This is a genomic window from Arthrobacter sp. MDT2-34-1 (assembly GCF_059091365.1).
This window is the reverse complement of sequence record NZ_JBNHGO010000001.1, coordinates 1,405,461-1,429,321: the sequence shown is the minus strand read 5'-3', so window position 1 is coordinate 1,429,321 and position 23,861 is coordinate 1,405,461. Positions and strand designations below refer to the sequence as shown.

Annotated in this window: 24 protein-coding genes and 3 tRNA genes; 19 read left to right on the top strand and 8 right to left on the bottom strand. The window is 67.6% G+C overall.

Going from position 1 to position 23,861, the window contains the following annotated elements:
- Nucleotides 1–43 precede the first annotated feature (43 nt).
- Complete coding sequence (locus AC5RVV_RS06630; protein ID WP_494000555.1) at nucleotides 44–475, bottom strand: hypothetical protein; 432 nt, start codon at nucleotides 473–475, stop codon at nucleotides 44–46.
- 132 nt (nucleotides 476–607) lie between these two features.
- Between AC5RVV_RS06630 and AC5RVV_RS06625 the strand changes: the two genes are divergently transcribed.
- Nucleotides 608–1,222: a hypothetical protein gene (locus AC5RVV_RS06625; protein ID WP_494000554.1), complete on the top strand. Its 615-nt coding sequence runs from the start codon at nucleotides 608–610 to the stop codon at nucleotides 1,220–1,222.
- A 177-nt stretch (nucleotides 1,223–1,399) separates the two neighbouring features.
- Here the strand turns inward: AC5RVV_RS06625 and AC5RVV_RS06620 are convergent, their stop codons facing one another.
- The gene (locus tag AC5RVV_RS06620) at nucleotides 1,400–1,891 is read right to left on the bottom strand and encodes a YajQ family cyclic di-GMP-binding protein (protein WP_494000553.1); all 492 of its coding nucleotides are present in this window, start codon (nucleotides 1,889–1,891) and stop codon (nucleotides 1,400–1,402) included.
- Between the two features lie 199 nt (nucleotides 1,892–2,090).
- Between AC5RVV_RS06620 and AC5RVV_RS06615 the strand changes: the two genes are divergently transcribed.
- The 3 genes from AC5RVV_RS06615 (at nucleotide 2,091) to AC5RVV_RS06605 (ending at nucleotide 3,950) form a co-directional block, all read left to right on the top strand.
- Entirely contained in the window at nucleotides 2,091–2,522 is a 432-nt protein-coding gene (locus tag AC5RVV_RS06615; protein WP_494000552.1) for a hypothetical protein, read from the top strand.
- 95 nt (nucleotides 2,523–2,617) lie between these two features.
- A tRNA-Tyr gene (locus AC5RVV_RS06610) sits at nucleotides 2,618–2,699 on the top strand.
- A gap of 177 nt (nucleotides 2,700–2,876) precedes the next feature.
- On the top strand, nucleotides 2,877–3,950 hold the full coding sequence (locus tag AC5RVV_RS06605) for a lipid II:glycine glycyltransferase FemX (protein ID WP_494000551.1): 1,074 nt from the start codon (nucleotides 2,877–2,879) through the stop codon (nucleotides 3,948–3,950).
- Nucleotides 3,951–4,024: 74 nt separating this feature from the next.
- Here the strand turns inward: AC5RVV_RS06605 and AC5RVV_RS06600 are convergent, their stop codons facing one another.
- Nucleotides 4,025–4,432: a hypothetical protein gene (locus tag AC5RVV_RS06600; protein ID WP_494000550.1), complete on the bottom strand. Its 408-nt coding sequence runs from the start codon at nucleotides 4,430–4,432 to the stop codon at nucleotides 4,025–4,027.
- A 163-nt stretch (nucleotides 4,433–4,595) separates the two neighbouring features.
- Between AC5RVV_RS06600 and AC5RVV_RS06595 the strand changes: the two genes are divergently transcribed.
- Complete coding sequence (locus AC5RVV_RS06595; RefSeq protein WP_494000549.1) at nucleotides 4,596–4,985, top strand: thioredoxin family protein; 390 nt, start codon at nucleotides 4,596–4,598, stop codon at nucleotides 4,983–4,985.
- A gap of 101 nt (nucleotides 4,986–5,086) precedes the next feature.
- On the opposite strand, the gene AC5RVV_RS06590 is transcribed toward AC5RVV_RS06595, so the two are convergent.
- Nucleotides 5,087–6,064: a DNA-3-methyladenine glycosylase family protein gene (locus tag AC5RVV_RS06590; protein ID WP_494000548.1), complete on the bottom strand. Its 978-nt coding sequence runs from the start codon at nucleotides 6,062–6,064 to the stop codon at nucleotides 5,087–5,089.
- A 177-nt stretch (nucleotides 6,065–6,241) separates the two neighbouring features.
- Here AC5RVV_RS06590 and AC5RVV_RS06585 point away from each other — a divergent pair, with 177 nt between their 5' ends.
- From AC5RVV_RS06585 to AC5RVV_RS06555, 7 genes are all read left to right on the top strand, one after another.
- The gene (locus AC5RVV_RS06585) at nucleotides 6,242–7,618 is read left to right on the top strand and encodes a cystathionine beta-synthase (protein WP_494000547.1); all 1,377 of its coding nucleotides are present in this window, start codon (nucleotides 6,242–6,244) and stop codon (nucleotides 7,616–7,618) included.
- Nucleotides 7,619–7,629: 11 nt separating this feature from the next.
- Entirely contained in the window at nucleotides 7,630–8,790 is a 1,161-nt protein-coding gene (locus AC5RVV_RS06580; RefSeq protein ID WP_494000546.1) for a cystathionine gamma-synthase, read from the top strand.
- A 79-nt stretch (nucleotides 8,791–8,869) separates the two neighbouring features.
- Nucleotides 8,870–9,322: a VOC family protein gene (locus AC5RVV_RS06575; protein WP_494000545.1), complete on the top strand. Its 453-nt coding sequence runs from the start codon at nucleotides 8,870–8,872 to the stop codon at nucleotides 9,320–9,322.
- Between the two features lie 30 nt (nucleotides 9,323–9,352).
- Nucleotides 9,353–10,006: an MOSC domain-containing protein gene (locus AC5RVV_RS06570; RefSeq protein WP_494000544.1), complete on the top strand. Its 654-nt coding sequence runs from the start codon at nucleotides 9,353–9,355 to the stop codon at nucleotides 10,004–10,006.
- 88 nt (nucleotides 10,007–10,094) lie between these two features.
- A complete protein-coding gene (locus AC5RVV_RS06565; RefSeq protein WP_494000543.1) occupies nucleotides 10,095–12,119 on the top strand; it encodes an FAD-dependent oxidoreductase in 2,025 nt (674 codons plus the stop codon).
- Between the two features lie 14 nt (nucleotides 12,120–12,133).
- Nucleotides 12,134–12,643: a PadR family transcriptional regulator gene (locus tag AC5RVV_RS06560; RefSeq protein ID WP_494000542.1), complete on the top strand. Its 510-nt coding sequence runs from the start codon at nucleotides 12,134–12,136 to the stop codon at nucleotides 12,641–12,643.
- Nucleotides 12,644–13,036: 393 nt separating this feature from the next.
- Nucleotides 13,037–15,013, top strand: a complete 1,977-nt coding sequence (locus AC5RVV_RS06555) for a DEAD/DEAH box helicase (protein ID WP_494000541.1) — start codon at nucleotides 13,037–13,039, stop codon at nucleotides 15,011–15,013.
- A gap of 151 nt (nucleotides 15,014–15,164) precedes the next feature.
- Here the strand turns inward: AC5RVV_RS06555 and AC5RVV_RS06550 are convergent, their stop codons facing one another.
- Nucleotides 15,165–15,953 carry a putative protein N(5)-glutamine methyltransferase gene (locus AC5RVV_RS06550; RefSeq protein WP_494000540.1) on the bottom strand — a complete coding sequence of 263 codons (789 nt, stop codon included), beginning with the start codon at nucleotides 15,951–15,953 and terminating at the stop codon, nucleotides 15,165–15,167.
- A gap of 218 nt (nucleotides 15,954–16,171) precedes the next feature.
- Here AC5RVV_RS06550 and AC5RVV_RS06545 point away from each other — a divergent pair.
- From AC5RVV_RS06545 to AC5RVV_RS06515, 7 genes are all read left to right on the top strand, one after another.
- A tRNA-Thr gene (locus AC5RVV_RS06545) sits at nucleotides 16,172–16,243 on the top strand.
- Between the two features lie 57 nt (nucleotides 16,244–16,300).
- A tRNA-Met gene (locus tag AC5RVV_RS06540) sits at nucleotides 16,301–16,377 on the top strand.
- 142 nt (nucleotides 16,378–16,519) lie between these two features.
- A complete protein-coding gene (locus AC5RVV_RS06535; protein ID WP_494000539.1) occupies nucleotides 16,520–17,428 on the top strand; it encodes a DUF2797 domain-containing protein in 909 nt (302 codons plus the stop codon).
- A gap of 84 nt (nucleotides 17,429–17,512) precedes the next feature.
- Complete coding sequence (locus AC5RVV_RS06530) at nucleotides 17,513–17,767, top strand: hypothetical protein (protein WP_494000538.1); 255 nt, start codon at nucleotides 17,513–17,515, stop codon at nucleotides 17,765–17,767.
- A gap of 28 nt (nucleotides 17,768–17,795) precedes the next feature.
- Nucleotides 17,796–18,257: an FAS1-like dehydratase domain-containing protein gene (locus AC5RVV_RS06525; protein WP_494000537.1), complete on the top strand. Its 462-nt coding sequence runs from the start codon at nucleotides 17,796–17,798 to the stop codon at nucleotides 18,255–18,257.
- Nucleotides 18,254–18,682: a MaoC family dehydratase gene (locus tag AC5RVV_RS06520; RefSeq protein ID WP_494000536.1), complete on the top strand. Its 429-nt coding sequence runs from the start codon at nucleotides 18,254–18,256 to the stop codon at nucleotides 18,680–18,682. Before AC5RVV_RS06525 ends, AC5RVV_RS06520 begins: the two co-directional genes overlap by 4 nt.
- Nucleotides 18,683–18,719: 37 nt before the next feature.
- Complete coding sequence (locus AC5RVV_RS06515) at nucleotides 18,720–19,799, top strand: UDP-N-acetylmuramate dehydrogenase (RefSeq protein WP_494000535.1); 1,080 nt, start codon at nucleotides 18,720–18,722, stop codon at nucleotides 19,797–19,799.
- Between the two features lie 55 nt (nucleotides 19,800–19,854).
- On the opposite strand, the gene AC5RVV_RS06510 is transcribed toward AC5RVV_RS06515, so the two are convergent.
- The 3 genes from AC5RVV_RS06510 to AC5RVV_RS06500 form a co-directional block, all read right to left on the bottom strand.
- Nucleotides 19,855–21,048, bottom strand: a complete 1,194-nt coding sequence (locus AC5RVV_RS06510) for a carboxylate-amine ligase (protein ID WP_494000534.1) — start codon at nucleotides 21,046–21,048, stop codon at nucleotides 19,855–19,857.
- A 234-nt stretch (nucleotides 21,049–21,282) separates the two neighbouring features.
- Complete coding sequence (locus AC5RVV_RS06505) at nucleotides 21,283–21,534, bottom strand: hypothetical protein (RefSeq protein ID WP_494000533.1); 252 nt, start codon at nucleotides 21,532–21,534, stop codon at nucleotides 21,283–21,285.
- 22 nt (nucleotides 21,535–21,556) lie between these two features.
- Nucleotides 21,557–23,698 carry an HNH endonuclease signature motif containing protein gene (locus AC5RVV_RS06500; RefSeq protein WP_494000532.1) on the bottom strand — a complete coding sequence of 714 codons (2,142 nt, stop codon included), beginning with the start codon at nucleotides 23,696–23,698 and terminating at the stop codon, nucleotides 21,557–21,559.
- Nucleotides 23,699–23,861 lie beyond the last annotated feature (163 nt).

Sequence of the window (23,861 nt, the reverse complement as noted above, 5' to 3'; positions counted from 1 at the left end):
GCGCCACGCGGGCATGCCCAAGCCGGACGGCTACTGCAGGCGGCTAGAGTCCGTGCACCAGGAGGTTTCGGTGCGGTTGCACCCAACCCTTGGCCAGTGCTGTTTTCGCGTCATATCCATCGGCGATCAGTTTGGCCTTGATTCCGGAGGCATCGAGTCCGAGAAGGCCCGTATGCTCCAGCCGGCCACACCCGGCGGCGTAAAGACCGGCTGCCGGATTGTCCACGATCAAGCACATTTCGCGGGGATCAGGAGTGTCCATCAAGGCGGCGTAGAACGCGTAGCCGTTCATCTCCGTCAGGAACCGTACGCTGTCCGGGACTACGTCCAGGTGTTCCAAGCGCTCCGCCGGTATGTCATCCGCGGTGCTGGATGGGGCCGACAGCGCCGACACCCGGGGAGGCTGGTGGCTGGTGCAGCCTGCCAGCGCCAGCAGTACCGCGGCTGCAACGCTCAGTCTGGTCAGCGTGCGCATGATCTCCCCGCCTCTGGTGAAACAACGTTTGCCTCACGCTAAGCGGGAAATGATCAGCAAAGGACGAAACGAACGTTGCGATGCGGTAACTAAAGCACCGAGGGGTGGAAATTGGGCGGAATTGAGGAACTTATGGCCGAGTCCAACGAACGTTGGGCTAAAGCGGCCAAAAGAGCCCAAGGGTTGGCGGACAACGGACTGGGCGCCGCCGTGAAGGTCTACTACACGCGATTCTGGCTAGTGGGCGTGATCGTCCTGGTCCCGATTGGTTCCCTGGCGGCGGCTCTGGCGTTTGGGGCTTCTTATGGTGACTGGCCAACGTACCTACCGTTCGGCTTCATGCTGGCAGGGCTAGGCACCATGATCGGAGGCCTGATCTTCAACTCGAAAAGGCTCGTACCGGCAGCCGAATATGGAAACGTCGACGTGACCCTGTCGCTGACGAGCGAGGAACGAAAGCACGTCCGCCGGCAGGTAGCAGGCAAGGCGGCAGTCGTTCCGGAGCATCTCACGGTAACGCGCGGCGCGGCTGTGCAGATGCGAAAGGCTCTTGCGACGCAGCTGTTGATAATGCCGTTCTACCCTTTGGTTTTCATCCCGCAAGCCATCAACGGCGCCGGACGGAATGATCCATTCGGCTGGGTCTTTGCAGGCATGGTATTTCTCTTCATGATCGGGCTCCTATTTCTCATACGGGATTTCCGCCGCTCGGGTCAATTCCTCGCACGCACGGCTGGTCAGCCTTGAGGGGTGCCCTTGCCAATCCGTTAATAGGGGAAGTCGCTACGGTGCGGGTGGCGGCAGGGCCGATGACAAGACAAGGACCGCAGCCGCTGGTCTTATGGCTGCGGTCCTTGGCACTCCCGCGGACTCTCTACGGACTAACGCCTGGTAACCACCTGAGCCAGGCGTTTCGTTCCCGGACTACCGGTAGTTGATGAACTGCAGGTCGACGTCCAAGTCGGAGCCCTTGAGCAGCGAAATGACTTCCTGCAGGTCGTCCCGGGACTTCGAGGTGACGCGCAGTTCGTCGCCCTGGATCTGGGCCTTCACACCCTTGGGGCCCTCGTCCCGGATGATCTTCGAGATCTTCTTGGCCTGGTCCTGGGCGATGCCCTCCTTGACGCCGGCCTCGATCCGGTACTCCTTGCCGGAAGCGAACGGCTCACCGGCGTCCAGCGACTTCAACGAAATGCCGCGCTTGACCAGTTTCGACTGAAGCACGTCCAGAACGGCCTTGACCCGTTCCTCGGAGTTGGCCTTCATCAGGATTTTTTCGCCGCTGAAGTCAACCTCGGCGCCGACTCCCTTGAAGTCATAGCGCTGCGCGATTTCCTTCTGCGCCTGGTTCAACGCGTTGGCGACTTCCTGCTTGTCCACCTTGCTGACGATGTCGAACGAAGAATCGCTGGCCATGGTTCCTCCTGGGTCGGGGCGTATGTGTCTCGCCACCAGCCTACTGAATCGCATCCGATGGCGCGGCTTTCCCAGCTGGGACGCAGGTTCCGTCCATTGTTCCTTCATCCGGGTTGGCGAGAATCGAGAAGCCGTATCGACACCAATCTTCAGGAGAAGCACACACATGGCAGCCCGCCCGCAGTACATAGTCACTTCGATGAGGGTTGCCGCTGGTTCGTTCCTGACCGTAACGGCCGTCGCCACAGTGGTTGTGATGGGCTCCGCGCCGGCCTCGGCGGCCACTGCCTCCTTGGCGTCCGCGCAGGCGCCCGCCGCGGCGGCCGGCGCCGTGACGATGATCCGTCGGGACACCCAAGAGCTGGAGCGTGAACTCCGCCAGGACCTCGCGGCAGGGGCCGTCTTCGATGGTGCCACCGGCGATGGCGGCTTGGCAGGCCTGGGCGACCCGTCCAGCGCCGCGGGCGCCGACTCCAGCGCCGCGGGGGAGAGGAATGGTTCCGGGCTCGCTGCCAGGTTGGACGGCATCCGCCGCGAGATGGATCAGGCGGTGCGGATGCAGCTGGTCACCGCGGAGCAGGCAGAGCGGTTCGTCGGGCAGATGGAGGAGCGGATTTCCCGGGGTTTGTAGACCCCGCGGAGCCCGATTCGATTCTTGGACCGATCTTTGTGTAAAGTTGTCTTGCTTCCTCACGGGGAAGCGGTCTTCTTCTGAAGAAGGCGTTCGGCAGATTACCCGAGCGGCCAAAGGGGGCTGACTGTAAATCAGCTGGCATTGCCTACGGGGGTTCGAATCCCTCATCTGCCACCGAACGGGAAACCCCGTCTGACCAGGTGAATCACTGGTCGGACGGGGTTTTTCCGTACCTGCCGGCCATGCCGGCCGCCGCTGGTTCATTCCCCGGCACAGGGTTGGGGACCGGCGTCGATAGACTTGACCGCGGATGTGACCGGCGACGACCAACTGCCACGACGAGGAGTTTTCTTGCGACAATTCACCGCCCGCTTCGCGACGACGGAGGAAATCGAGGCATGGGACAGCCATGTCACGGCCAACCCCAACGGCGGCAACATGCTCCAAGCCAAGGCCTACGCCCAGGTCAAGGCGGACCACGGGTGGAAGCCGCTGTACCTGGCGTATGAGACCGAGGACTACACCAGCTACAACCTGGTACTGGAAAAGCACGTTCCGCTGCTGGGCAACTACTGGTACATGATCAAGGGTCCCGACGTCGCCTCGCCCGAGGACCTGCCCAGCATCTTCGAGGCCAACCGCAACTTCTGCCGGGAGCAGGCACGCGGCGTGTTCGTGATCCGGATCGAGCCGGATGTCGAGGCCACGGACGGAACCCGCGCGCTTCTAGCGCGCGAAGGCCTGGTCAAGATGCCCGACCTGCAGCCGAACGACCACACCGCAATCGTCGACATCTCCCCGGAGCCGGACGTCGTCCTCAAGAGCTTCTCGTCCCGCGGGCGCAACGCCGTGCGCCGCGCCATCCGAGAGGGCGCCGAAGTGGTGACTGCCGAACCGACGGAAGAGAACTTCCGGGCGATGTTCAACCTGATGGGACAGGTGCAGCAGGGCCAGAAGAACGTGCAGGTCCGCTCCTTCGAGTACTTCAAGGCGTTCTGGGGCAACTTTATTGCCGCCGGGCAGGGCCGGCTGCTGTTCACGTACGAAGACGGCAAGCCGTCGGTGGGCGCGTTCGTGGTCAACTACGGACGCAAGGGCACCTACAAAGACGGCGGATCGCTGCCGCGCCGGAAGCAGTACGGCGACTCCCACCTGATCCAGTGGACGGCCATGAACCAGCTCAAGGAGCTGGGCATTACCAGCTACGACCTGTGCGGGACTCCGCCGTCGTCGGAACTGAAGAACCCCGAACATGAGTACTACGGGCTGGGCCTGTTCAAGACCAGCTTCACCAAGACCATCACCGACTTCGTCGGCTGCTATGACCAGGTGATCTCCCCGTTGAAGTACAAACTGTGGTCCGCGGCCGGGGAAAAGATTGCCCGCGGGCTCTACGTGCGCCGCCGCCACCAGCCCTTCTACTGAGCGGCGCCGCCGGCCCGAGCGCCGGCACTTCGCAACAGCCCGCCCGGCCCTGTAGCCGCCCGGACAGCGAGTGTTCAGGCCGCTTCGGCCAGCGGCAGCGGGTGGATGTCCCAGAGGAAGCAGTACGTTTTCGGCCCGGAATGGTGCATCACGTTGTAGTACAGCCACTGCCAGGCAGTGGCGCCGTTATGGTCTGCCGGAGCAGGTGGACAGTCGGCTGGCGTGTACCACCGCCCTTCGCTCCAGATGCAGTGCAGGTCGCCCACGTAGGTGGCCGCCGGTCCGGCGCCGGGCCTGCCGTGCGGCAGCCCGATCCTGCCCTTCAGCGCGGCGCCCTCACCCACGGCGTACAGCTCGTTCCGTGACGGGTCGTGGGCAAACGGCAGCTGCTCCTCCAACTCGTCCATCACGGCGAGGCTCTTGGAAATGGCGGCGTCGAGTTCCAGTCCGTCGGTGACAATCAAGACGGTGAAGCGGTTCATGTCGAATCCTCCGGTCGCGGTTTCTGGTGGAATCGACCTTAGGGATCCGGCCACGGCGGCCGGTAGCCCCCGCGGGGGATTGTGGATAACGGCCGCGGCGCCGGCTCATGCGCTGAGCGAACAGGGGGCGACAGGCCGCAACCCGGCGCGTTAGCGTGGGGGTATGGCAACCATCGATATCACCGAGGCCCAGTTCCCGCAGACCATCGAAGAGAACGACATTGTGTTCGTTGACTTCTGGGCCGACTGGTGCGGCCCGTGCAAGCAGTTTGCCCCCGTCTACGATGCCGCGTCCGAGGAACACGGCGACATCGTCTTCGCCAAGGTGGACACCGAAGCCGAGCAGGGCCTGGCCGCCGCGGCCGGTATCACCTCGATTCCGACCCTCATGGCCTTCCGCGAAAAGGTGCTGGTGTTCTCCCAGCCCGGCGCCCTGAACTCCAGCCAGTTCGGGCAGTTGGTGGACGCGGTCAAGGGACTGGACATGGAGGAAGTCCACGCCCAGGTGGCCGCCCAGCAGCAGGCGGCGCAGGACGGCCAGGCCTCCGAATAGCTACAACGGTCAAGATGCCAGAGGGAGCAGGGCGCATGCCCTGCTCCCTCGGGCTTTAAGGCGAGCGGTGTTTTCGGTGTCAGTGCCGCGTTGGTGGCGCGTTAGTGCCGGCGGTGGTCCTGCGGCGCCAGCCGCGGTCCGAACGCGGGCTTGCGGAAACCGCTCAGCACCAGCATCCGCACCACCCGCTGGCGGTGGCCCCGCCACGGTTCCAGGAGCTCGAGCATGCCGGCGTCGTCCGTCTTGCGTCCGGTGAGGGCGTAGCCGACGAACGCCGCCAGATGGAAGTCGCCCACCGACACCGAGTCCGGATCCCCGTGCGTGCGCTGCGCGGTCTCGGCCGCGGTCCACGGTCCGATCCCCGGGACGGTGCACAGCTTGCGGGCCAGTTCTTCGCCGGCCGGCAGCAACGCCAGCCGTTCCAGGGCGCCGGCCGAGGAACAAACCCGCATGATGGTGCCCGAGCGCTTCGAGTCCACCCCCGCCCGGTGCCAGTCCCAGGACGGGATGCGCCGCCACCCCTGCGCCGTCGGCGGGACCATGAGCCCGCTCGGTGCGGGCCCCGGCGCCGGAGACCCGTGGCGGCGGACGAGGTATTTGTAGGAGTAGCGTGCCTCGATGGTCGTGATCTTCTGCTCCAGGATCACCGGCACGAGCGCATCGATCATCCGCCCGGTCGCCGGCAGCCGCAGCCCGGGATGCCGCCGGCGGGGCTCACGCACCAGGCGGGGCAGGCCAGTATGGAAATCCGGGGTGTCGAACCCCGACCAGTCATCGTCCGCCCCCAGCAGCGCGGGGAGCCCGGTCAGCGCTTCCTCGGCACCCGGCCCCCATGCCCGTCCCATGACGACGGCGGTGCCCCGGCTGCCGTCGTGCCCTCCCGGACCGCGGGTGAGGCGCAGGGTTGCCGCGCCGGAGGAGGTGTTCAGCGTCAGCCAGGCGCCGGCGTCGTCGATCCGGGCGGTGGGATCCTGCGTGCCGCGGGACAGGATGGACAGCGTTCCGCGCAGGTCATACGGCTCCGGAAACTCCACCAGTGCGGTGAGCCCGGTGCCGGGCGCGGTGGCGGTGGACAGCATGGATTAATCGTCCCACGCGCTCCGGACAGTTCTTTCACCCGGGCCTGTTCGGGCAAGACCCTTTTCGGGCAAGCAGCCGCGCAGGCGCGGCACACGGCGGCCGCAGGCGGGCCCCGGGCATGAACCCGTCTTACGCCGGATGTGCCCCCGGATACGCTGGCGGGTAGATTTGGGCCCATGAAATATGCCAATTCTGTTCTGGACCTGATCGGCAACACCCCGTTGGTCAAGCTGAACAAAGTGACCGAAGGTCTTGCCGCCACCGTCCTGGCGAAGGTGGAGTATTTCAACCCGGGCGGTTCGATCAAGGACCGCATCGCGGTGAAGATGATCGAAGAAGCCGAAAAGGACGGGCGGCTCAAGCCCGGCGGCACGGTCATCGAACCCACCAGCGGCAACACCGGGGTGGGCCTGGCCCTGGTGGCGCAGCAGAAGGGCTACAAGTCCATCTTCGTGACCCCGGACAAGGTGGGCCTGGAAAAGCGCGACGTGCTCAGGGCCTACGGCGCCGACGTCGTCGTCACCCCGACCTCCGTGGCGCCGGACAGCCCGGAGTCCTACTACGGCGTCTCCGACCGGCTGGTGACCGAGGTCGACGGCGGCTACAAGCCGGACCAGTTCAACAACCCGGCCGCACCGGCCAGCCACTACGAGTCCACCGGCCCGGAGATCTGGCGCGACACGGACGGCCGGGTGACCCACGTGGTGATCGGCGCCGGCACCGGCGGAACCATCACGGGAACCGGCCGCTACCTCAAGGAAATATCCGCCGACCGCGCCGGCGGTCCCGTGAAGATCATCGGCGCCGACCCCGAGGGATCGGTCTACTCCGGTGGCAGCGGACGGCCGTACTTCGTCGAGGGCGTCGGCGAGGACATGTGGCCGGACAACTACGACAAGTCGGTTCCGGACGAGGTGCTGGCCGTCAACGACGCCGAGGCCTTCGCGATGACCCGGCGGCTGGCCCAGGAAGAGGGGCTGCTGGTCGGCGGTTCCTCCGGCATGGCCGTGGTGGCAGCGCTCAAGGTGGCCGAGGGGCTGGGGCCGGACGACATCGTGGTAGTGATCCTGCCGGACTCCGGACGCGGCTACCTGGGCAAGATCTTCAACGACGACTGGATGAAGTCCTACGGCTTTATCGCCGGCGGAGACGAAGCGACGGTGGGCGAGGTGCTGCGGGGCAAGAGCGGCACGCTGCCGGACCTGGTCCACACCCATCCCTACGAGACGGTGCGCGACGTCATCGGGATCATGAACGAGTTCGGCGTCTCGACCCTGCCGGTGCTCTCGCAGGAGCCGCCGGTGGTCATGGGCGAGGTGGTCGGCGCAGTGAACGAACGCGAACTGACGGCCAAGCTGTTCAAGAACGAAGCGAAGCTGACAGACAAGGTCGGCGACCATCTGAGCGCGGCGATGCCGCTGGTCGGGGCGCTGGAACCGGTCTCGGCCGCCCGCGAGAAGCTGCAGGCGGTCGACGGCGTGCTGGTGACGTTGGCCGGTGCCCCGGTGGGCGTGCTGACCCGCCACGACCTGCTGTCCTACCTGACGAGCTGAAGGAGAGAAGAATGAGCGCAGAGAACAACCAGGGCTTCAACACCCGCGCCGTGCATGCCGGCCAGGTGCCGGACGAGGCCACCGGCGCGGTGGTGCCGGCGATCTACCAGTCTTCGACCTACGCGCAGGACGGCATCGGCGGGCTGCGCAACGGCTACGAATACGGCCGCGGCACCAACCCGACCCGCGATTCCCTGCAGGTGCAGCTGGCGGCGGTGGAGGGCGGCAAGCACGCCTTCTCTTTCGCCTCCGGGCTGGCAGCCGAAGATGCGCTGATCCGTGCCCTGCTGTCCCCGGGCGACCACATCGTGCTGGGCAACGACGCCTACGGCGGAACCTACCGGCTCATTGACCGCGTGCTCGGTGCCTGGGGGATCGGCCACACCGTGGTCGATATGTCCGACGAGTCGGCCGTGGCCGCCGCGGTCAACGGGCACAAGGCCCGGTTCCTCTGGGTAGAGACCCCTTCCAACCCGATGATGAAGGTCACCGACATCGCCGCCCTCGCCGAGCTGGCCCACGCCGCCGGCGCGCTGCTGGTCGTGGACAACACCTTCGCCTCTCCGTACCTGCAGAACCCGCTGGCCTTCGGCGCCGACGTCGTGGTGCATTCGACCACCAAGTACATCGGCGGACATTCGGACGTGATCGGCGGTGCCGTGGTGCTCAACGACGACGCGCTCGCCGAGAAGGTCGGTTTCGTGCAGTTCGCGGTGGGGGCCGTCTCCGCGCCGCTGGACGCTTTCCTGACCACCCGCGGGCTGAAGACGCTGGGCGTGCGGATGGACCGGCACTCGGCGAACGCCCAGGCCGTGGCCGAATGGCTGCAGGGCCGGGCCGAAGTCGAGGCGGTCTACTATCCGGGCCTGCCCGAGCACCCCGGCCACGAGCTGGCCAAAAAACAGATGCGCGGCTTCGGCGGCATGGTCTCGGTCTCCTTCACGGGCGGCGAGGCGGCGGCCCGCAAGGTGGCCGAGTCCACCGAGGTGTTCACGCTGGCGGAATCGCTGGGCGGCATCGAGTCGCTGGTCAACTACCCTGCGGAGATGACCCATGCCTCGGTGAAGGGCACCGAACTGGCGGTGCCGGAGAACCTGATCCGGCTGTCGGTGGGCATCGAGGACATCGATGACCTGATCGCGGACCTGGAAAAGGCCTTCGGCCAGCTCTAGGCACCCATAGAGGCGGCGGTACCGGCAGGCCGGTCCGCCGCCTCTGGCGCGTCCGGGGCCGGAAGAGAATACTGTGTCCATGGATGCGAACAAGCAGTACCCTCCGGCCAGCGTCGTCGCCGGTCTGCAGTCGCGCAAGGCCCACGAACTGATCGAGTTCCTGACCGGGGCCATGGGATTCATCGAGCATGCACGGTTCGAGGAGCATGGCCTGGTGGTGCACGCGGAACTGCTCTGGCCCGAGGGCGGGATGGTGATGGTCTCCAGCCACGCGGAGGGGACCCTGTGGGCCCGGGAACCCGGTTCGGCCCAGCTGAACGTCTACACGCGCGACCCGGACGGCGCGTACGAGCGCATGAAGGCGGCCGGGGCGTCGATCATCCGGGACCTGCAGGACACCGACTACGGCGACCGAGGCTTTGGCATCAACGACCCGGACGGAAATCTGTGGGCCATCGGAAAATACCGCGGGCAACCGCTGCCGGCCGACTCGGCCAAGGAACAGGACGTCAGCTACGAGGGCCACGCCTGAGCCAGCACCGGACGCACTTATGATTGCCCCATGAAATCCGGATCCCTGCTGGCCCTCTGCCGGCTGCACGCCTTGAAGCCCGATGCCAGCAAGGTGGGAATCACCGGGATCGACAAGCGCCCGGTCGACGGACGGGTGCCGGTTCACCCGATGGGCTTGCGCGCCGATGTCCAGGCGGATCGCAAAAACCACGGCGGAGAACTCAAGGCCCTCTACGCCTATGCCCAGGAGGATGCCGACGCGTGGTCGGCCGAGCTCGGGCGCGACATCGCGCCGGGGCTGTTCGGCGAGAACCTGCGGACCACCGGCCTGGACGTCAGCGGGGCGCTGGTGGGGGAGCGGTGGCAGGTGGGCCCCGACGTCGTCGTCGAAGTGACGATGCCGCGGATACCGTGCGCCACCTTCGCCCGCCACATGGAGGAGCCCCGGTGGGCCAAGCGTTTCCTGCGCAAGGGGTTGCCGGGCGCCTATCTCAAGGTCATCGCCACCGGCTCGCTGGCGGCCGGTGACAGCATCGAGGTCCTTTTCCGCCCGGCGCACGGCGTCAGCGTGGCCGACTCCTCGCTGGGGCTCAGCCCCGGGCAGGCGCAGGCGCTGCGGGCCTCCGAGACCAGTGGGGAGATTGCGCTGCACGGCAACGTCGCCAAGGCGGTCCGGAGGGCACTCGGCCGAGTCCAGGCCTGAGACGCAGGCCGCGCTCCTCGGACGCCGGTTGTCCGGCGCCGCCCAGGGCCGTAGGCTTTATGCAACTTGTTGTGCAAAGGAGTGCATCGTGGCCGTGGCCTACCCGAAGTTGTTCGAACCGCTGGACCTCGGCTTCACGGTCCTGCCCAACCGGGTGCTGATGGGGTCCATGCACGTCGGGCTGGAGGAACTGCCCGGCGGCTTCGAGCGCATGGCGGCCTTCTACGCCGAACGCGCCCGCGGCGGCGTCGGACTGATCGTGACCGGCGGCTTCGCCCCCAACGCGGCCGGCAGGCTGCAGCCCGGCGGCGCCATGATGACGACGGCGGAGGAGGCCGCCCGCCACACGATCGTCACCGGCGCCGTCCACGCCGCAGGTGGGCGGATAGCGCTGCAATTGCTGCACGCCGGACGTTACGCCGCGCATCCCGAGCCGGTAGCGCCCAGCCCGTTGCAGGCCCCGATCAGCCCGTTTACGCCCCGCGGGCTCAGCGAACCGGAGATCGGGCAGACCATCGAGGACTTCGCGAACGCGGCCGCGCTGGCCTGCGAAGCAGGATACGACGGCGTCGAAATCATGGGGTCCGAGGGCTACCTGATCAACGAGTTCATCGCCGCCCGCACCAACCGGCGGACCGACGGCTGGGGCGGCAGCTACCGGAACCGGATCCGCTTTCCGCTGGAGGTTGTCCGCCGGACCCGCGAACGGGTGGGCGAGGATTTCATCATCATCTACCGCCTGTCCATGCTGGACCTGGTGGAGGGCGGTTCCACCTTCGAGGAAGTCGCCGAACTGGCCCGCGGAGTCGAAGCGGCGGGGGCCACCATCATCAATACCGGCATCGGCTGGCACGAATCCCGCGTGCCGACCATCGCCACCTCGGTCCCGCGTGCCGGCTTCTCCTGGGTCACCCGCCGGCTGATGGGCGCCGTCGGAATCCCGTTGGTAGCCACCAACAGGATCAACAACCCGGATACCGCCGAGCAGCTGCTGGCCGACGGATACGCCGACATGGTGTCCATGGCCCGCCCGCTGCTCGCCGACCCGGCATTCGTGCTCAAGGCGTCGCGCGGACGGGCCGACGAGATCAACACCTGCATCGCCTGCAACCAGGCCTGCCTGGACCACACCTTCGTCGGCAAGACCACCTCCTGCCTGGTCAATCCGCAGGCCTGCCACGAGACCGAACTGCTGATCGCGCCCGCCGCCGCGCCCAAATCGCTGGCCGTGGTCGGGGCCGGGCCGGCCGGGCTGGCCTGTGCCGTCACTGCGGCCAGGCGCGGGCACCGCGTCACCCTCTTTGAAGCGGCGGACGGCATCGGCGGCCAGTTCAACCTGGCCAAGCAGATCCCGGGCAAGGAAGAGTTCCACGAGACCATCCGCTATTTCAGCCGCCAGCTGGAACTGCTCGGCGTGGAGGTGCGGCTGAAGACCCGGGCCACCGCGGCGGCCCTGGCCGAAGGCGGGTTTGACGAGGTCGTCCTCGCCACCGGCGTGCTGCCGCGGGTCCCTGATCTGGACGGCGTGGACCACCCGAGCGTGCTCGGCTACCTGGACGTGCTGCGCGACCACCGGCAGCTCGGTGAAATCGTGGCGGTGCTGGGCGCCGGCGGTATCGGCTTCGACGTCAGCGCGTACATCACGCAGGCCGGTCCCAGCGCCACCCTGGATCCGGGCCGGTTCCGCGAGCACTGGGGGGTCGACGACGACCCGGCGGCGCCCGGCGGCCTGGCCGCTCCCCGGCCCGAACGCCCGGCCCGCACCGTTTACCTGCTGCAGCGCAAGGAATCCAAGCTCGGCGCCGGGCTGGGCAAGACGACCGGGTGGATACACCGGGCCGAGCTCAAGAGCCGCGGCGTGCAGATGATCCCGGCCGTGACCTACCGCAGGATCGACGACGACGGACTGCACCTGACCGTCGACGGCACCGACACGGTGCTCGCCGTCGACAGCGTGGTGCTCTGCACCGGCCAGGAGCCGCAGCGGGAGCTGCAGGAGGCGCTCGAAGCTGCGGGGCTGCCGGTCCACCTGGTCGGCGGCGCCGACGTGGCGGCCGAACTCGACGCCAAACGCGCCATCAACCAGGCGACCCGTCTGGCCGCGGCGCTGTAACGGAGCGAGCCCTCATGTCCTTGCCGCACGCCATCCTCACCGCCTTACTGGAGCGGCCCGGGTCCGGGGCGGAACTGGCCCGCCGCTTCGACAAGTCGTTCGGCTTCTTCTGGCCGGCGACGCACCAGCAGATCTACCGCGAGCTCGCCAAGCTGGAACAGAACGGCCTGGTCGAATCAACGGGCCGCGACTCCAGCCGCGGGCGCGCCAAGGAGTACCAGGTGCTTGCCGGCGGCCGGGAGGAATTGCGGCGCTGGACCGACGAACAGCAGAACCCGCGCCCCGTCCGGGAGGAGCTGATGATCCGCCTCCGCGCCTCCTCGGTGCTCGGAGACGTCCCGATCCACGGCGAAATCGAGCGGCATCTGGGCCTGCACCGCGCGCAGCTCGCGGCCTACCGCCAGCTCGACCAGCGGGGCACCTGGACCGACGCCAATCGGCTGCAGCGGGCCGTGCTGCAGGCAGGCATCATGTTCGAGCAGGCCTGGATCGAGTGGGCCGAGCAGACCCTGCAGGGGGAGTAGGAACACGACCCGGGGCTCGGCGCCGGGTGCCCTGCTGTGCCAAAGGTCACCGCCCGCCGTCGTGCTCCCCGTCCCCGCCCACCCGGAGCGTGCCGTACACTGGATACATCCCCCACTGTCGGTATTCCCTTAGTTCTGCGCGATAATGCCGTTTACGGTCTTGTCGAAGCGTCTGATTGTGTGTGGGCCCGCCTCTATGCGGCGGGCAGTTTCATGTTTGGGAGCGCCGGCTAAAGAAAACGCCGCCAGGTCTCTCCGCAGCTTGCGGATGGCCAGCGAAGCGGCGGAAAGCCCTGCCACGGGATTGTAATAGCGCCGGGCTTTGAGTCAGAGGACCGCGGACATCAATGTGCCGCGGCCACCGGTCCCCAGCTGAATACGAGGAACTGCCCCGTGTCCGAAAACACTGTTAACACCCTGCCCGAAAACACCGACGCCGCCCCGGCCGTCGAAGACGAGAACACCGTACTCTTCACCGACTTCGGCCTCGACGGCCGTGTCCTGGCCGCGCTGACCGACGTCGGCTACGAGAAGCCCTCGCCCATCCAGGCCGCCACCATTCCCGTCCTGCTCGAAGGCCGCGACGTCGTCGGCCTGGCGCAGACCGGCACGGGCAAGACCGCAGCCTTCGCTGTTCCCGCCCTCTCCCGGATGGCCGAACTGCCGCCGACCAAGAACACCCAGATCCTGGTGCTGGCCCCCACCCGTGAGCTGGCCCTGCAGGTGGCCGAGGCCTTTTCCTCCTACGCCGCCCACATGGACGACTTCACCGTGCTGCCCGTCTACGGCGGCTCCGCGTACGGGCCCCAGCTGGCCGGCCTGCGCCGCGGCGCCCAGGTGGTTGTCGGTACCCCCGGCCGCGTGATCGACCACATCGAAAAGGGCTCGCTGGACCTGTCCGAACTCCAGTACCTGGTGCTGGACGAGGCCGACGAGATGCTGCGCATGGGCTTCGCCGAAGAGGTCGACCAGATCCTCTCCAAGACCCCGGAAAGCAAGCAGGTTGCCCTGTTCTCGGCGACCATGCCGACCGCCATCCGCCGGATCGCGAAGAAGTACCTGAAGGACCCGGCCGAGATCACGGTCAAGGCCAAGACCACCACGGGCACCAACACCCGCCAGCGCTACCTGCAGGTCATGGGCCCGCACAAGCTGGATGCCATGACCCGGATCCTGGAAGCCGAAGATTTCGACGGCGTCATCGCCTTCGTGCGCACCAAGATGGCTACCGAGGACCTGGCCGACAAGCTCAAGGCCCGCGGCTACCGGGCCGCCGCCATCAACGGCGACATCCCGCAGCAGCAGCGTGAGCGCACCGTCGAGGCCCTGCGCGACGGCAAGATCGACATCCTGGTCGCCACGGACGTCGCCGCCCGCGGGCTGGACGTCGAGCGCATCACCCTCGTGGTCAACTACGACATCCCGCACGACACCGAGTCCTACGTGCACCGCATCGGCCGCACCGGCCGTGCGGGCCGCTCGGGCGACGCCATCCTGTTCATGACCCCGCGCGAGAAGTACCTGCTGCGGGCGATCGAGAAGGCCACGCGCCAGCCCGTCGAGCAGATGCACCTGCCCTCGGCGGAGACCATCAACAACCTGCGGATGCGCAAGTTCGCGGAACAGATCACCGAGACCCTGGCGTCCGAGGACGTCTCGATCTTCCGCGACCTGATCGCGAACTACGAGACCGAGCACGACGTGCCGGCCGCCGAGATCGCGGCCGCGCTGGCGGTCATGGCCCAGGGCGGTCGCCCGCTGCTGGTCCAGGACCTGCCCGAGGCACCCAAGGGCCAGCGCGAGCGTGCCGGCGGCGGACGCGACGCCATGAATTCGCGGGGCCCGTCCCGCACGCTGACCGAGGGCAACGCCACGTACCGGATCGCCGTGGGGCGCCGGAACCGCGTGATGCCCGGCTCCATCGTCGGCGCCATCGCCAACGAGGGCGGCCTGTCCGCCGCGCAGATCGGCGGCATCGACATCCGCTCGGACCACTCGCTGGTCGAGCTGCCCGCTGACCTGAGCAAGGACCAGCTGCGCGCGCTGTCCAAGACCCGCATCGGCGGCGAGCTGATCCACCTGGAGCTGGATGGCGGCCGCAAGCCGCGCCGGGACCGCGACGACGTCGCCGGCGGACACCGCGGCGGCTTCCGCAGCGACCGGGGCGACCGGCCGTTCAAGAAGAAGTTCGAAAGCGACCGCCCCTACAAGAAGAAGTTTGAGGGCGACCGCCCGTACAAGACCGACGGCGAACGCAGCTTCAGCGGCGAACGCAGCTTCAGCGGGGACCGCTCCGACCGTGGATTCGGCGGGGAGCGCAGCGACCGCGGCTTTGGCGCCGCACGCAAGCCGCGCCACACCCGCGGCTAGCCTCCGCGCAGGCCGCGCCACACCCGCGGCTAGCCTGGCCGGTTTGGCTTTCAGCCAGGAACCACCCCTCCGGGGCACTTGTCATTGCACAGGTGCCCCGGAGGCGTTTAACGGCCCCGCCCGCCGCGTTCTCGCGACGGCCCCGCCGTGTTCAACCAGCCCGCCGGGTGCCGGAAACCACCGTGGAGGCGAGCTGCTCGGAACGGGCGATGGCCGGAACCAGTCCGCGCGCTGCGAAGGCCGCCGCCGCTGCCTCCGCCTGCCGCTCACTCGTTTCCACCAGAACCGATCCGCCCGGCGCGAGCCAGTCCGGCGCCCCTTCCGCGACCCGCCGCATGACAGCCAGGCCGTCAGGGCCGCCGTCGAGCGCCCACGGTGCTTCGTGGAGGCGGGCTTCGGGCGGCAGCAACGTGATCTCCTCTGTGGGCACGTAGGGGACGTTCGCCGCCAGCACGTCGACGCGGCCGCGCAATGCCGCGGGCAGGGCCGCGTACAGGTCGCCCGCGTGCACCTGTGCCCCCGGCAGGTTCGCGCGCGCGCACGCCACCGCCGCCGGATCCACATCTGCGGCGTGCAGTTCGCTGGGCCTGAGCAGTGCGGCCAGTGCCGCCGCCACGGCCCCCGAACCACAGCACAAATCGACGACGACGGAGGTGGGCACAGGGGCCAAGGCCGCGGCCTGCCGGACCAGGAACTCGGTCCTCCGCCGGGGGACGAAAACCCCGGGGGCAACGCGAATGCGCAGGCCACAGAACCCGGCCCAGCCCAGGACTTGTTCCAGGGGCGTCCCGGCTGCCCGCTGTTCCACCTTGGCGGAAATTTCTTCCCGGGGACCGCCCTCGGCGAGCAGCAGGTCGGCCTCTTCCTCGGCGAAGACGCAGCCTGCCGCGCGCAGCCGGGAGGCGATGTCGTCCCGGCCCCATGGCTGGGAAACCTGCATGTCGAGTCCTTTCGAATGACGCCAGAGTACCCTTTCGTCCGCGTCCGCTGGCCGCCTCGCTGTGATCTTGACTGCAGTCCATCCACCCGAAACGCCTCCGGGGACAGGCCGCCTGGGGCTCTCCGCGGAGGAGACCGCCGTCGGACGTGTGGCCTTCACCACGGGGCACGATTCCGATTTCTTTCAGGGGCGAATTGCTGGTAATGTATTTCTCCGTTGCCCCCCTAGCTCAGTGGTAGAGCGCGTTCTTGGTAAGAACGAGGTCACCGGATCGATTCCGGTGGGGGGCTCGGAATGGCAAAGCCCGCGTCTGCGTCGCGAGACGCAGCGCGGGCGCTCCCATTCGTGGCGGTGTAGCTCAGCTGGTTAGAGCGCACGACTCATAATCGTGAGGTCCCCGGATCGAGTCCGGGCACCGCTACCAAGACCCTGAGGGGCCCGACTGGAACTTTGGTTCCGGCCGGGCCCCTCGGCTGTTAAACGCCCCCGCTGACCCCGAAGGCCGCCCCGCGACCGCAGCCGGCGGGGTCAGGGGAACTCTCACGTCCTTTACTAGAGTGGACGCCATGCCCGCCCTCTACCTCGCCCACGGCATCGCCTGGACCCCCGCGGGCCCCCGGCTGCGCCTGGCAACTCCGGACGGCACGCCGAAAGACCTGCCCGTGACGCAGGGGTTGAGACTGGGCTTCCGCGTGATGGACCCCCAGCGCTACTGCCTGGGCAGCCACCGGGTACTATCTGCCGCGGAGCGCACGCATGTGCCGTGCCGGCTGCAGGCTCCGGCGGAGCGGGGTCACCAATGTGTGAACTGCTTCCTCAATGACGACCTGCGCTTCATGCATGACAGCCACCGCAGCGGCCGGGCCCCCGAGGGGCTGCTGGCTTACCTCGCCCAACCCCATTGGCTGTACGTGGCGACGTTTGCCAACGGTGCCAGCAAGGTGGGCACGGCGGCCCACGTGCGGAAAGCGTTGCGGCTGGCCGAACAAGGCGCGGTGGCCGCCCGTTACGTCGCGCGGGCGCGCGATGGACGGGTGGTGCGGGTACTCGAGGACGCGGTCTCGGGCAATACCGCCCTGACGCAAGCCGTGCGCAGCGCCGCCAAGTTCGCCGGGCTGCTGGCCCCGCTGCCGGTGCCCGAGGTGGACCGGCTCAACTCCGGCCATGCTGCCGCTGTGCGCGAACTGCTGCCTGCCGTTCAACTGGAGGGCTTCGACGTCGTCGACGAACAATGGCAGGTCCCGGAGCTGGCGGCACCGGTGCTGGAGGAGGGCATCAAAAGGGGCTATCCGGGTAGCTTTGCCTCGGGCGACCACGGGTTCATCGTGGAGGGCCTTCTGGGCAGCGTCGCGGCCGCGCGGCTGCAGGACGGCGGACCGCTCTTCCTGGTGGACCTGGGCGGGGTGAAGGGCCGCCGGATCGCCGTCGGCGACTTCGTCTCGGAGCAGCGCGTCATCCAGGAACAGCTGTTCTAGGCGAACGGCAGGCGTTGCCGGAGCCCGCAGTCCCGCACGGCTCCGCGGTTCGGCTGGCAGGGGCGTGGCCGGTAACCTTGAGGTATGAATCCTTGGGACCTTGGCTCGCCGCTGTACCGCAAGCTGGTCATCTCTGCCATGGTGCTGATCGGCGTCGGGATCCTCCTGTCTGTCATCGCCGCGTCGGCGAGCATCCAATGGCTGATCTGGGCTGCACTGGCCGCCATCATCACGGGTTTGCTGACCCACCTGGCCGGGCTGCTGGTCCGGTTCCGCGACGCCCGGGCCCGGCAGGCAGCCGCCCACCCGCGGGGCACACGGCCAGCGAAGCGTCGATAGTCCCATCCACTCCATCTGAAGGAGATCCATGTCCGAACAAGCCGGGGTCAACCCCGACCTCGCCGGCCGCACCTACCCGGCCGGCCCCGCCTATACCGTGGGCCGCGAGAAGATCCGGGAGTTCGCATCGGCGGTCAAGGCCACGCATCCAGCGCACTTCAACGTCGAAGCCGCGCAGGAACTGGGCTATGTCGATCTGGTGGCTCCGCCCACCTTCGCCATCATTGTGGCCCAGCGTGCGGACGCCCGGCTGATCGAGGACCCGGATTCCGGGATCGATTTCTCCCGTGTGGTCCATGCTGACCAGCGGTTCGTGCACCACCGGCCGATCGTCGCCGGCGACGAACTGGTGGCCGAGTTGCACGTTGACCAAGTGCGAGCGATGGGCGGCGGCGCCATGATCACCACCCGGGCGGAAATCAGCACCGTCGCCGGCGAGAAAACGGCCACCACCACGTCGTCGATCCTGGTGAGAGGGGAAGGCCAGTGAGCGTTGAACTGAACGAACTGACTGTTGGACAGGACATTGGCTCACGGAGCATTGAGGTTTCCCGCGCGGACCTGGTCAGGTATGCCGGAGCGTCCGGCGACTTCAACCCGATCCACTGGAACGGACGCTTCGCCGAGCAGGTAGGCCTCCCCGGCGTCATCGCGCACGGCATGTTCACCATGGGTGCCGCGGTGCAGCTGGTGACGGACTGGATCGGCAACCCGGCCGCCGTCGTCGACTACCAGACGCGCTTCACGAAGCCGGTCCTCGTGGAAGATCTCGACGGACCCGGTGCCACGATCGACGTCAGCGGCGCCATCGGGGCCATCGACCAGGACAACGGCACGGCACGGGTCGACCTCACCGTAACCGCTGCAGGCGTGAAGGTACTGGTCAAAGCCCAGGCGGTCGTCAAGATTTGGTAAACCGCACCGCGCCCACGGCGGGTGAGAGGCCTGCACCGTGACTGAAACGATTCTTGCGCCGCTGACTACGGTCGGTGTGGGCGGTCCCGCCCGGCAATTCATTGAAGCAGGCTCCGAGTCCGAGATCATCGAGGCTGTCCGTGCCGCCGACGAGTCCGGAGACCACCTGCTCGTCATTGGCGGCGGGTCCAACCTCGTGATTTCCGACGACGGTTACCCCGGCACCGTGGTGGCCATCGCCAACCGCGGCTACATCATCCGCGAGGAAGACGGCGCCGTCGGACTAACGGTGCAGGCGGGCCACCCATGGGACGAGCTGGTGGCGCTGACGGTCGACAACGGGTGGGCCGGGCTGGAGGCCCTCTCCGGCATTCCCGGACTGACCGGGGCAACGCCCGTTCAGAACGTCGGCGCTTACGGATCCGATGTCTCGCAGACCATCGTCCGGGTGCGAACCTGGGATCGTAAGACCGGGGCTGTCCGGGAATTCGCGAACCGCGACCTCACCTTCGGCTATCGGGATTCGGTCCTGAAACAAAGCACGTCCAATGGATCTCCACGCTTCGTGGTACTGGAAGTCGAGTTCCGCCTGGCCCCCAGCCGTCAGAGCCTTCCGGTCCGTTACGCCGAGCTGGCACGCGTGCTGGGTGTCGACGTCGGAGGCGTGGCCAAGGCCGCCGACGTTCGCCGTGAGGTACTCCGGCTCCGCGCCTCCAAGGGCATGGTCCACGATTTAGCCGACCGGGATACGTTCAGCACGGGCTCGTTCTTCACGAACCCCATCGTCGACATGGACACGGCGGCGAAGCTGCCGGCTGATGCGCCACGCTGGCCGGCCGAGGACAAGGCCAAGCTAAGTGCTGCCTGGCTGATTGACCACGCGGGCTTTTCGAAGGGCTTTGGGCTTTCGGGAACGTCAAACGGTCCCCTCAGCGGCTATGAGGTGGCGGGCGGCCGCGCCTCGCTTTCGACCAAACACACGTTGGCGATTACCAATCGCGGCGGCGCCAGCGCCGAGGATATCCTCGCGATTGCACGCGTAGTCCGGGACGGAGTTGAACGGTCCTTCGGGATCCGGCTTCAGCCTGAGCCCCTTCTGATTGGCTGCAGTCTGTAGCGGCAGGCCTCTTGGCCCTCCGCACACCGGGTGCCCGGTGCCCGCATGAGTGCGCCTATGAATGCCCGGCCGCTTCGGACACGAGGTCGTCGTCCGCCAGCGCAGGTTCCTGCCGCGTGAGGTGGGTGAAGTAGGCCGCTGTGCCTGCCAAGGCCACGAGGCCTCCGCGTGCGAAGGCCTCGCGCTGGAACCGGGAGCCCGTGCCTCGCGCCTGGACCTCCTGGCATAGGAGCCCGATGCCGGTCTCGTCCCCGGCGTCGGCAAGGGCCTGCCGGGTGTGCTCCAAGAGCAGGGAGATCACGGTGTCGGCACGGCAAGGAACGCCGGTGAGTGGATGCAGGAGATTGCCGGCGATGCCCCAGCGGCTGGCTTGCCAAGCGGACAACCGGAGTACCGACGCCGGAACCGGTGCAGGGGGCAACCCGGACCTCCACTCTCTCGTCGCCGTCTCCACGAGTGCCCTGGACAATCCGGCGATCAACACTGTGTCGCTGGCCTGAAGGCAGACATCGGCCACCCGGATCTCGACCGTCGGGTGCTTGTGGGACAGCCGCGCGTCGAGATAAAGCATGGCGTGGTCGAGTACGACGCCGCTGTCCAAGGCACGCCGGAGCGAGCGGTGGTAGGCGGCAGCCGAGCCGAATATTTCCGAAGGCCCGGTGCCCGGCCAGCGCAACCAAGCCTGGGTTCTGAAACCGGCATACCCAGTGTCGCGGCCCTGCCAGAACGGGGAATTGCTGCTGAGGGCGGCGAGTACGGGAAGCCAAATCCGAATGCGGTCCAGCACAGCTACGCCCTCCTCCTCAGAATCCACGCTGACGTGGACATGGCAGCTGGAGGTCAAGGACTCTTCTGCGGTCAGCCCGAACTGCGCCCTCAGTGCCTGGACGCGGGTATCAGGAGCTGGATGCGGTGCGGCCGGCGACGGCGATGTGGCCAGCGCAACGGCCCTTGCTCCGGACGCGCGGGCACAAGCGTCGGCCAAGGCTCGTCCGGCCAGAATCTCGGCTGCCAGATCGGACAAGGCTGCGCGGGGCGGGGAGATGACCTCGATCTGTTCCTGCTGGAGTTCGGTTGCGAGCGTCGGGCCGGTTGAGGCAGAGGCAGCAGCGACTTCCGTTTGCCCAGATTGCTGGGCTTCTCCCGCTGTGAGCCGATACTGGTCCATGACGGCTGCCGCGCGCGGCACAGACAGGCCCGTGGCGGGGTCGACCAGCAGTAGCTCCTCTTCGACACCGAAAGTGCGCATGCAACCACCTTTCGCCGGGCTTGTGTTGAGGGTGACGGCCGGGATGCCGCTGCTTAGCCGGGCTCACCAAGAGAGTACGTGCGGGAAGCCGGGCGGTCCACAGCGGCAACCGAACCTCGCCTCACTTCGTTGGCGATCCCCAAGAGGTGTGTGCGGACTCGGCGTCGTGCGTCCAGGCCGCGCCGAGCGAGAGGTCCTCGGACATTCGGGGACCCTGTCTGGCGCGGCATGCTCCTAGGGAAGGTCTTCCCGTCTGATCGTCGCGTCAGCCTGCGGGTCCTCGACCTGCGGTGCTCCTGCCGGTCGTGGAATGCGCTGCCGTTCAACGCGGCGCTTCGAATGTGCGGAAAGCTCGTCATGCCGAATCATGAAGCGGATGATGCTCGGGCGAAGCGCACGAAGATTGACCAGCCCGCTGCCGCAAAGCCAGCAGACCAGTCGGTAGCTGTGGTTCACTTGGACCAACCGGTCGGTACCGTGGTCCATGAGCCAATCGGGCGACAAAAACTCATGCATCGGTGCCAGCAAATAATCGGCGGGCAGTAACCGCGCGAAGGCACCCTGCGGTTCGAAGCACTGTTCCAACTGAAGCATCATCCACCATTCTTCTGAGAGGTAGGCAGGACCGCAGGTCTCCAGGAAGCGCCGCAGGTGAGCCTCCAACCTGAGTGAGCGGTCGAGCTGGATTGGTCTCACCTGACGTTGTTGGACGAAGAACTCCCGAAGCACATCCTCGATTCGCGCCTTGGGCCTCGCATACCTGGTCACTGTTGAATCCTCTTGCTGTTGGTTTCACGTTGGGTCGGTTAAACGGTGGCGGGGTGTTGTCCCATGGGCCGTCCGTGGCTTCGTCGCCGGTGTCGCCCTCGCCGCCGGTACAGCGTCGGGGACTTTTGGCCCCGTTGCCCGGGCTTTCCGTGGCTTCTTCTGCGCCGGGTGCTGCGGGGAGCGTGAGTGTCCAGCCTTCGTCGGGGGTGGTGGTGTGGGTGTGGCCGGAGCGGGTGGTGAAGTGGAGGGTCCCGTCGGGGTCTTGGGTGACGGTTCCGCCGCCGTGGTGTTTGGTTTTGTGCCCGGGTTTGCACCTGGCGCTGAGATTTTCCAGGACTGTTTGGCCGCCGTCTTCCCAGGCGATCGTGTGGTCTATCTCGCAGTGGTCCGCCGGGACGGTGCAGCCGTAGTCGCGGCAGTGGCGGTCTCGTAGCCGGACGAGGCGTTTGAGCCATTCGGGCGGGTGGCGCAGGTCTTTGGCGGCGGCGGTTGCTTTGCCGTAGTCATCGGTGAGGACGATCAGCCAGGACTTGGCGAGGGCGGCAAGGTCGCGGGTCATATCGGGCGGGATGGGTCCGTAGCCGGTGAGGTCGCCGGGTTCTTCGGCGAGCCGGAGCAGGGTGTGCAGGGGCGCGGTCACGGCGACGGACGCGGTAACGTTCCCGCCCCCGCAGGTGCAGGGACCTTGCCGTGCCGTACCCGGTGGAGCGCCTGCGGCTGCCGTGTTGCGGTCGGAGTCCGCCGCAACTTCCGCGTCTGGGATTTGGGAGCCGGTTTTCTTGCGGGCGCCAGGTGGAGCGCCTGTGGCTGTCGTTGCCGGTGTCGTTGTGTTCGTCGCGGTCCCGGATCCGATCACCGTTCCGGAACGGGTCGGTCGCCGCGGGCCGGCTGCTCCTTGGTTGTCGGCCGCTGCCTCGTCGTTGGCGGTGGCTGTTTGGGTGGCGGCGGTGTCGTCGGCGGCGGGTCCGGTGTCTGTGGCGGTGGCCGTGGGCTGGTAGGCGTGGCCGGGGTAGCGCAGGAGCATGTCGGTGAAGACGTCGGCGCGGAGTTGGCCCAGGGTGCGGGGTTCGTCAACGGTTTGGAGTTTGCGGGCGTGGGCCTGCATCAGGTTGTAGGCGAGCAGGGCTTTGTCGGCGCTGGCGCGGATGTAGAGTTCGGCCATCCCGTCGTCCTGGGGCTGGTAGTGGACGGTGCGGCGTTCCATCGCGGCGCGGTGCCGGGTCTCGAGGGGTTCGGGGTGCAGTCGGTCGCGGGCGGTGCGGGCCCGGGCCTGCACGGATTCCAGGGTGATGGTCCCGGCGCCGGGAAGAACCTTGGCCTCGTAGCGGGCCAGGGCCTCGGGCGGCAGGCCGGCGCCTTTGCGGGCGATGGCGGTGGCGCGGGGCAGATCGAGGTCGCCGGCGTCGAGGGCGGCGAGGGTGGCGGGCAGGCAGGTGGCGATCTGGTGTGCGTCGGCCAGTTCCGCGGCCGCGCGTTGGCGGGGCAGGGCCAGGATGGGTGCGAGTTCGGCGGCGGCGTGCCGGCAGATCCCGTCCGGTGCCCCGGCGTCGGGCCCGGTTGCCGGGCGGAGCACGGCCAGGCGGTGCACGGCTCGCAGCCTGTGGGACTGGGTCCAGGCCTCGTGTTTGCGCACCGCCTGGAGGTAGTCGAGGGTCGACCAGTCGTCCAGGGTCGCGGGGTCGGTGCCGGAGAGCAGGCCGGCCAGTTCTGCCGGTTCCAGCTCCTGCCAGTCGTTCGCCCACCCCCGCCGCACCGGTGCTGATTCGGTGGCACCATTGTCGGGCGCGGCACCATTGTCCGGCGCGGCACCATTGTCGGGCGCGGCAGGGGTGCCGGAGGATTCCTCCGGCTCCTGCGCATCGTCCAACGGTTCCGCTGCCATACTTCAACGCTACGCAGCCCACGCCGCGGGTAGAACGGGTCTTCGAGGAAAGTGCACAACCTGCCGTCGACACCTGCCTGTGTAGGACAACTCAGCCGGCGAATGGCTGAACGGGGAACCGTCATTCCCCTGTGTAGGACAACTGAGCAGGCGGACGGCTGAA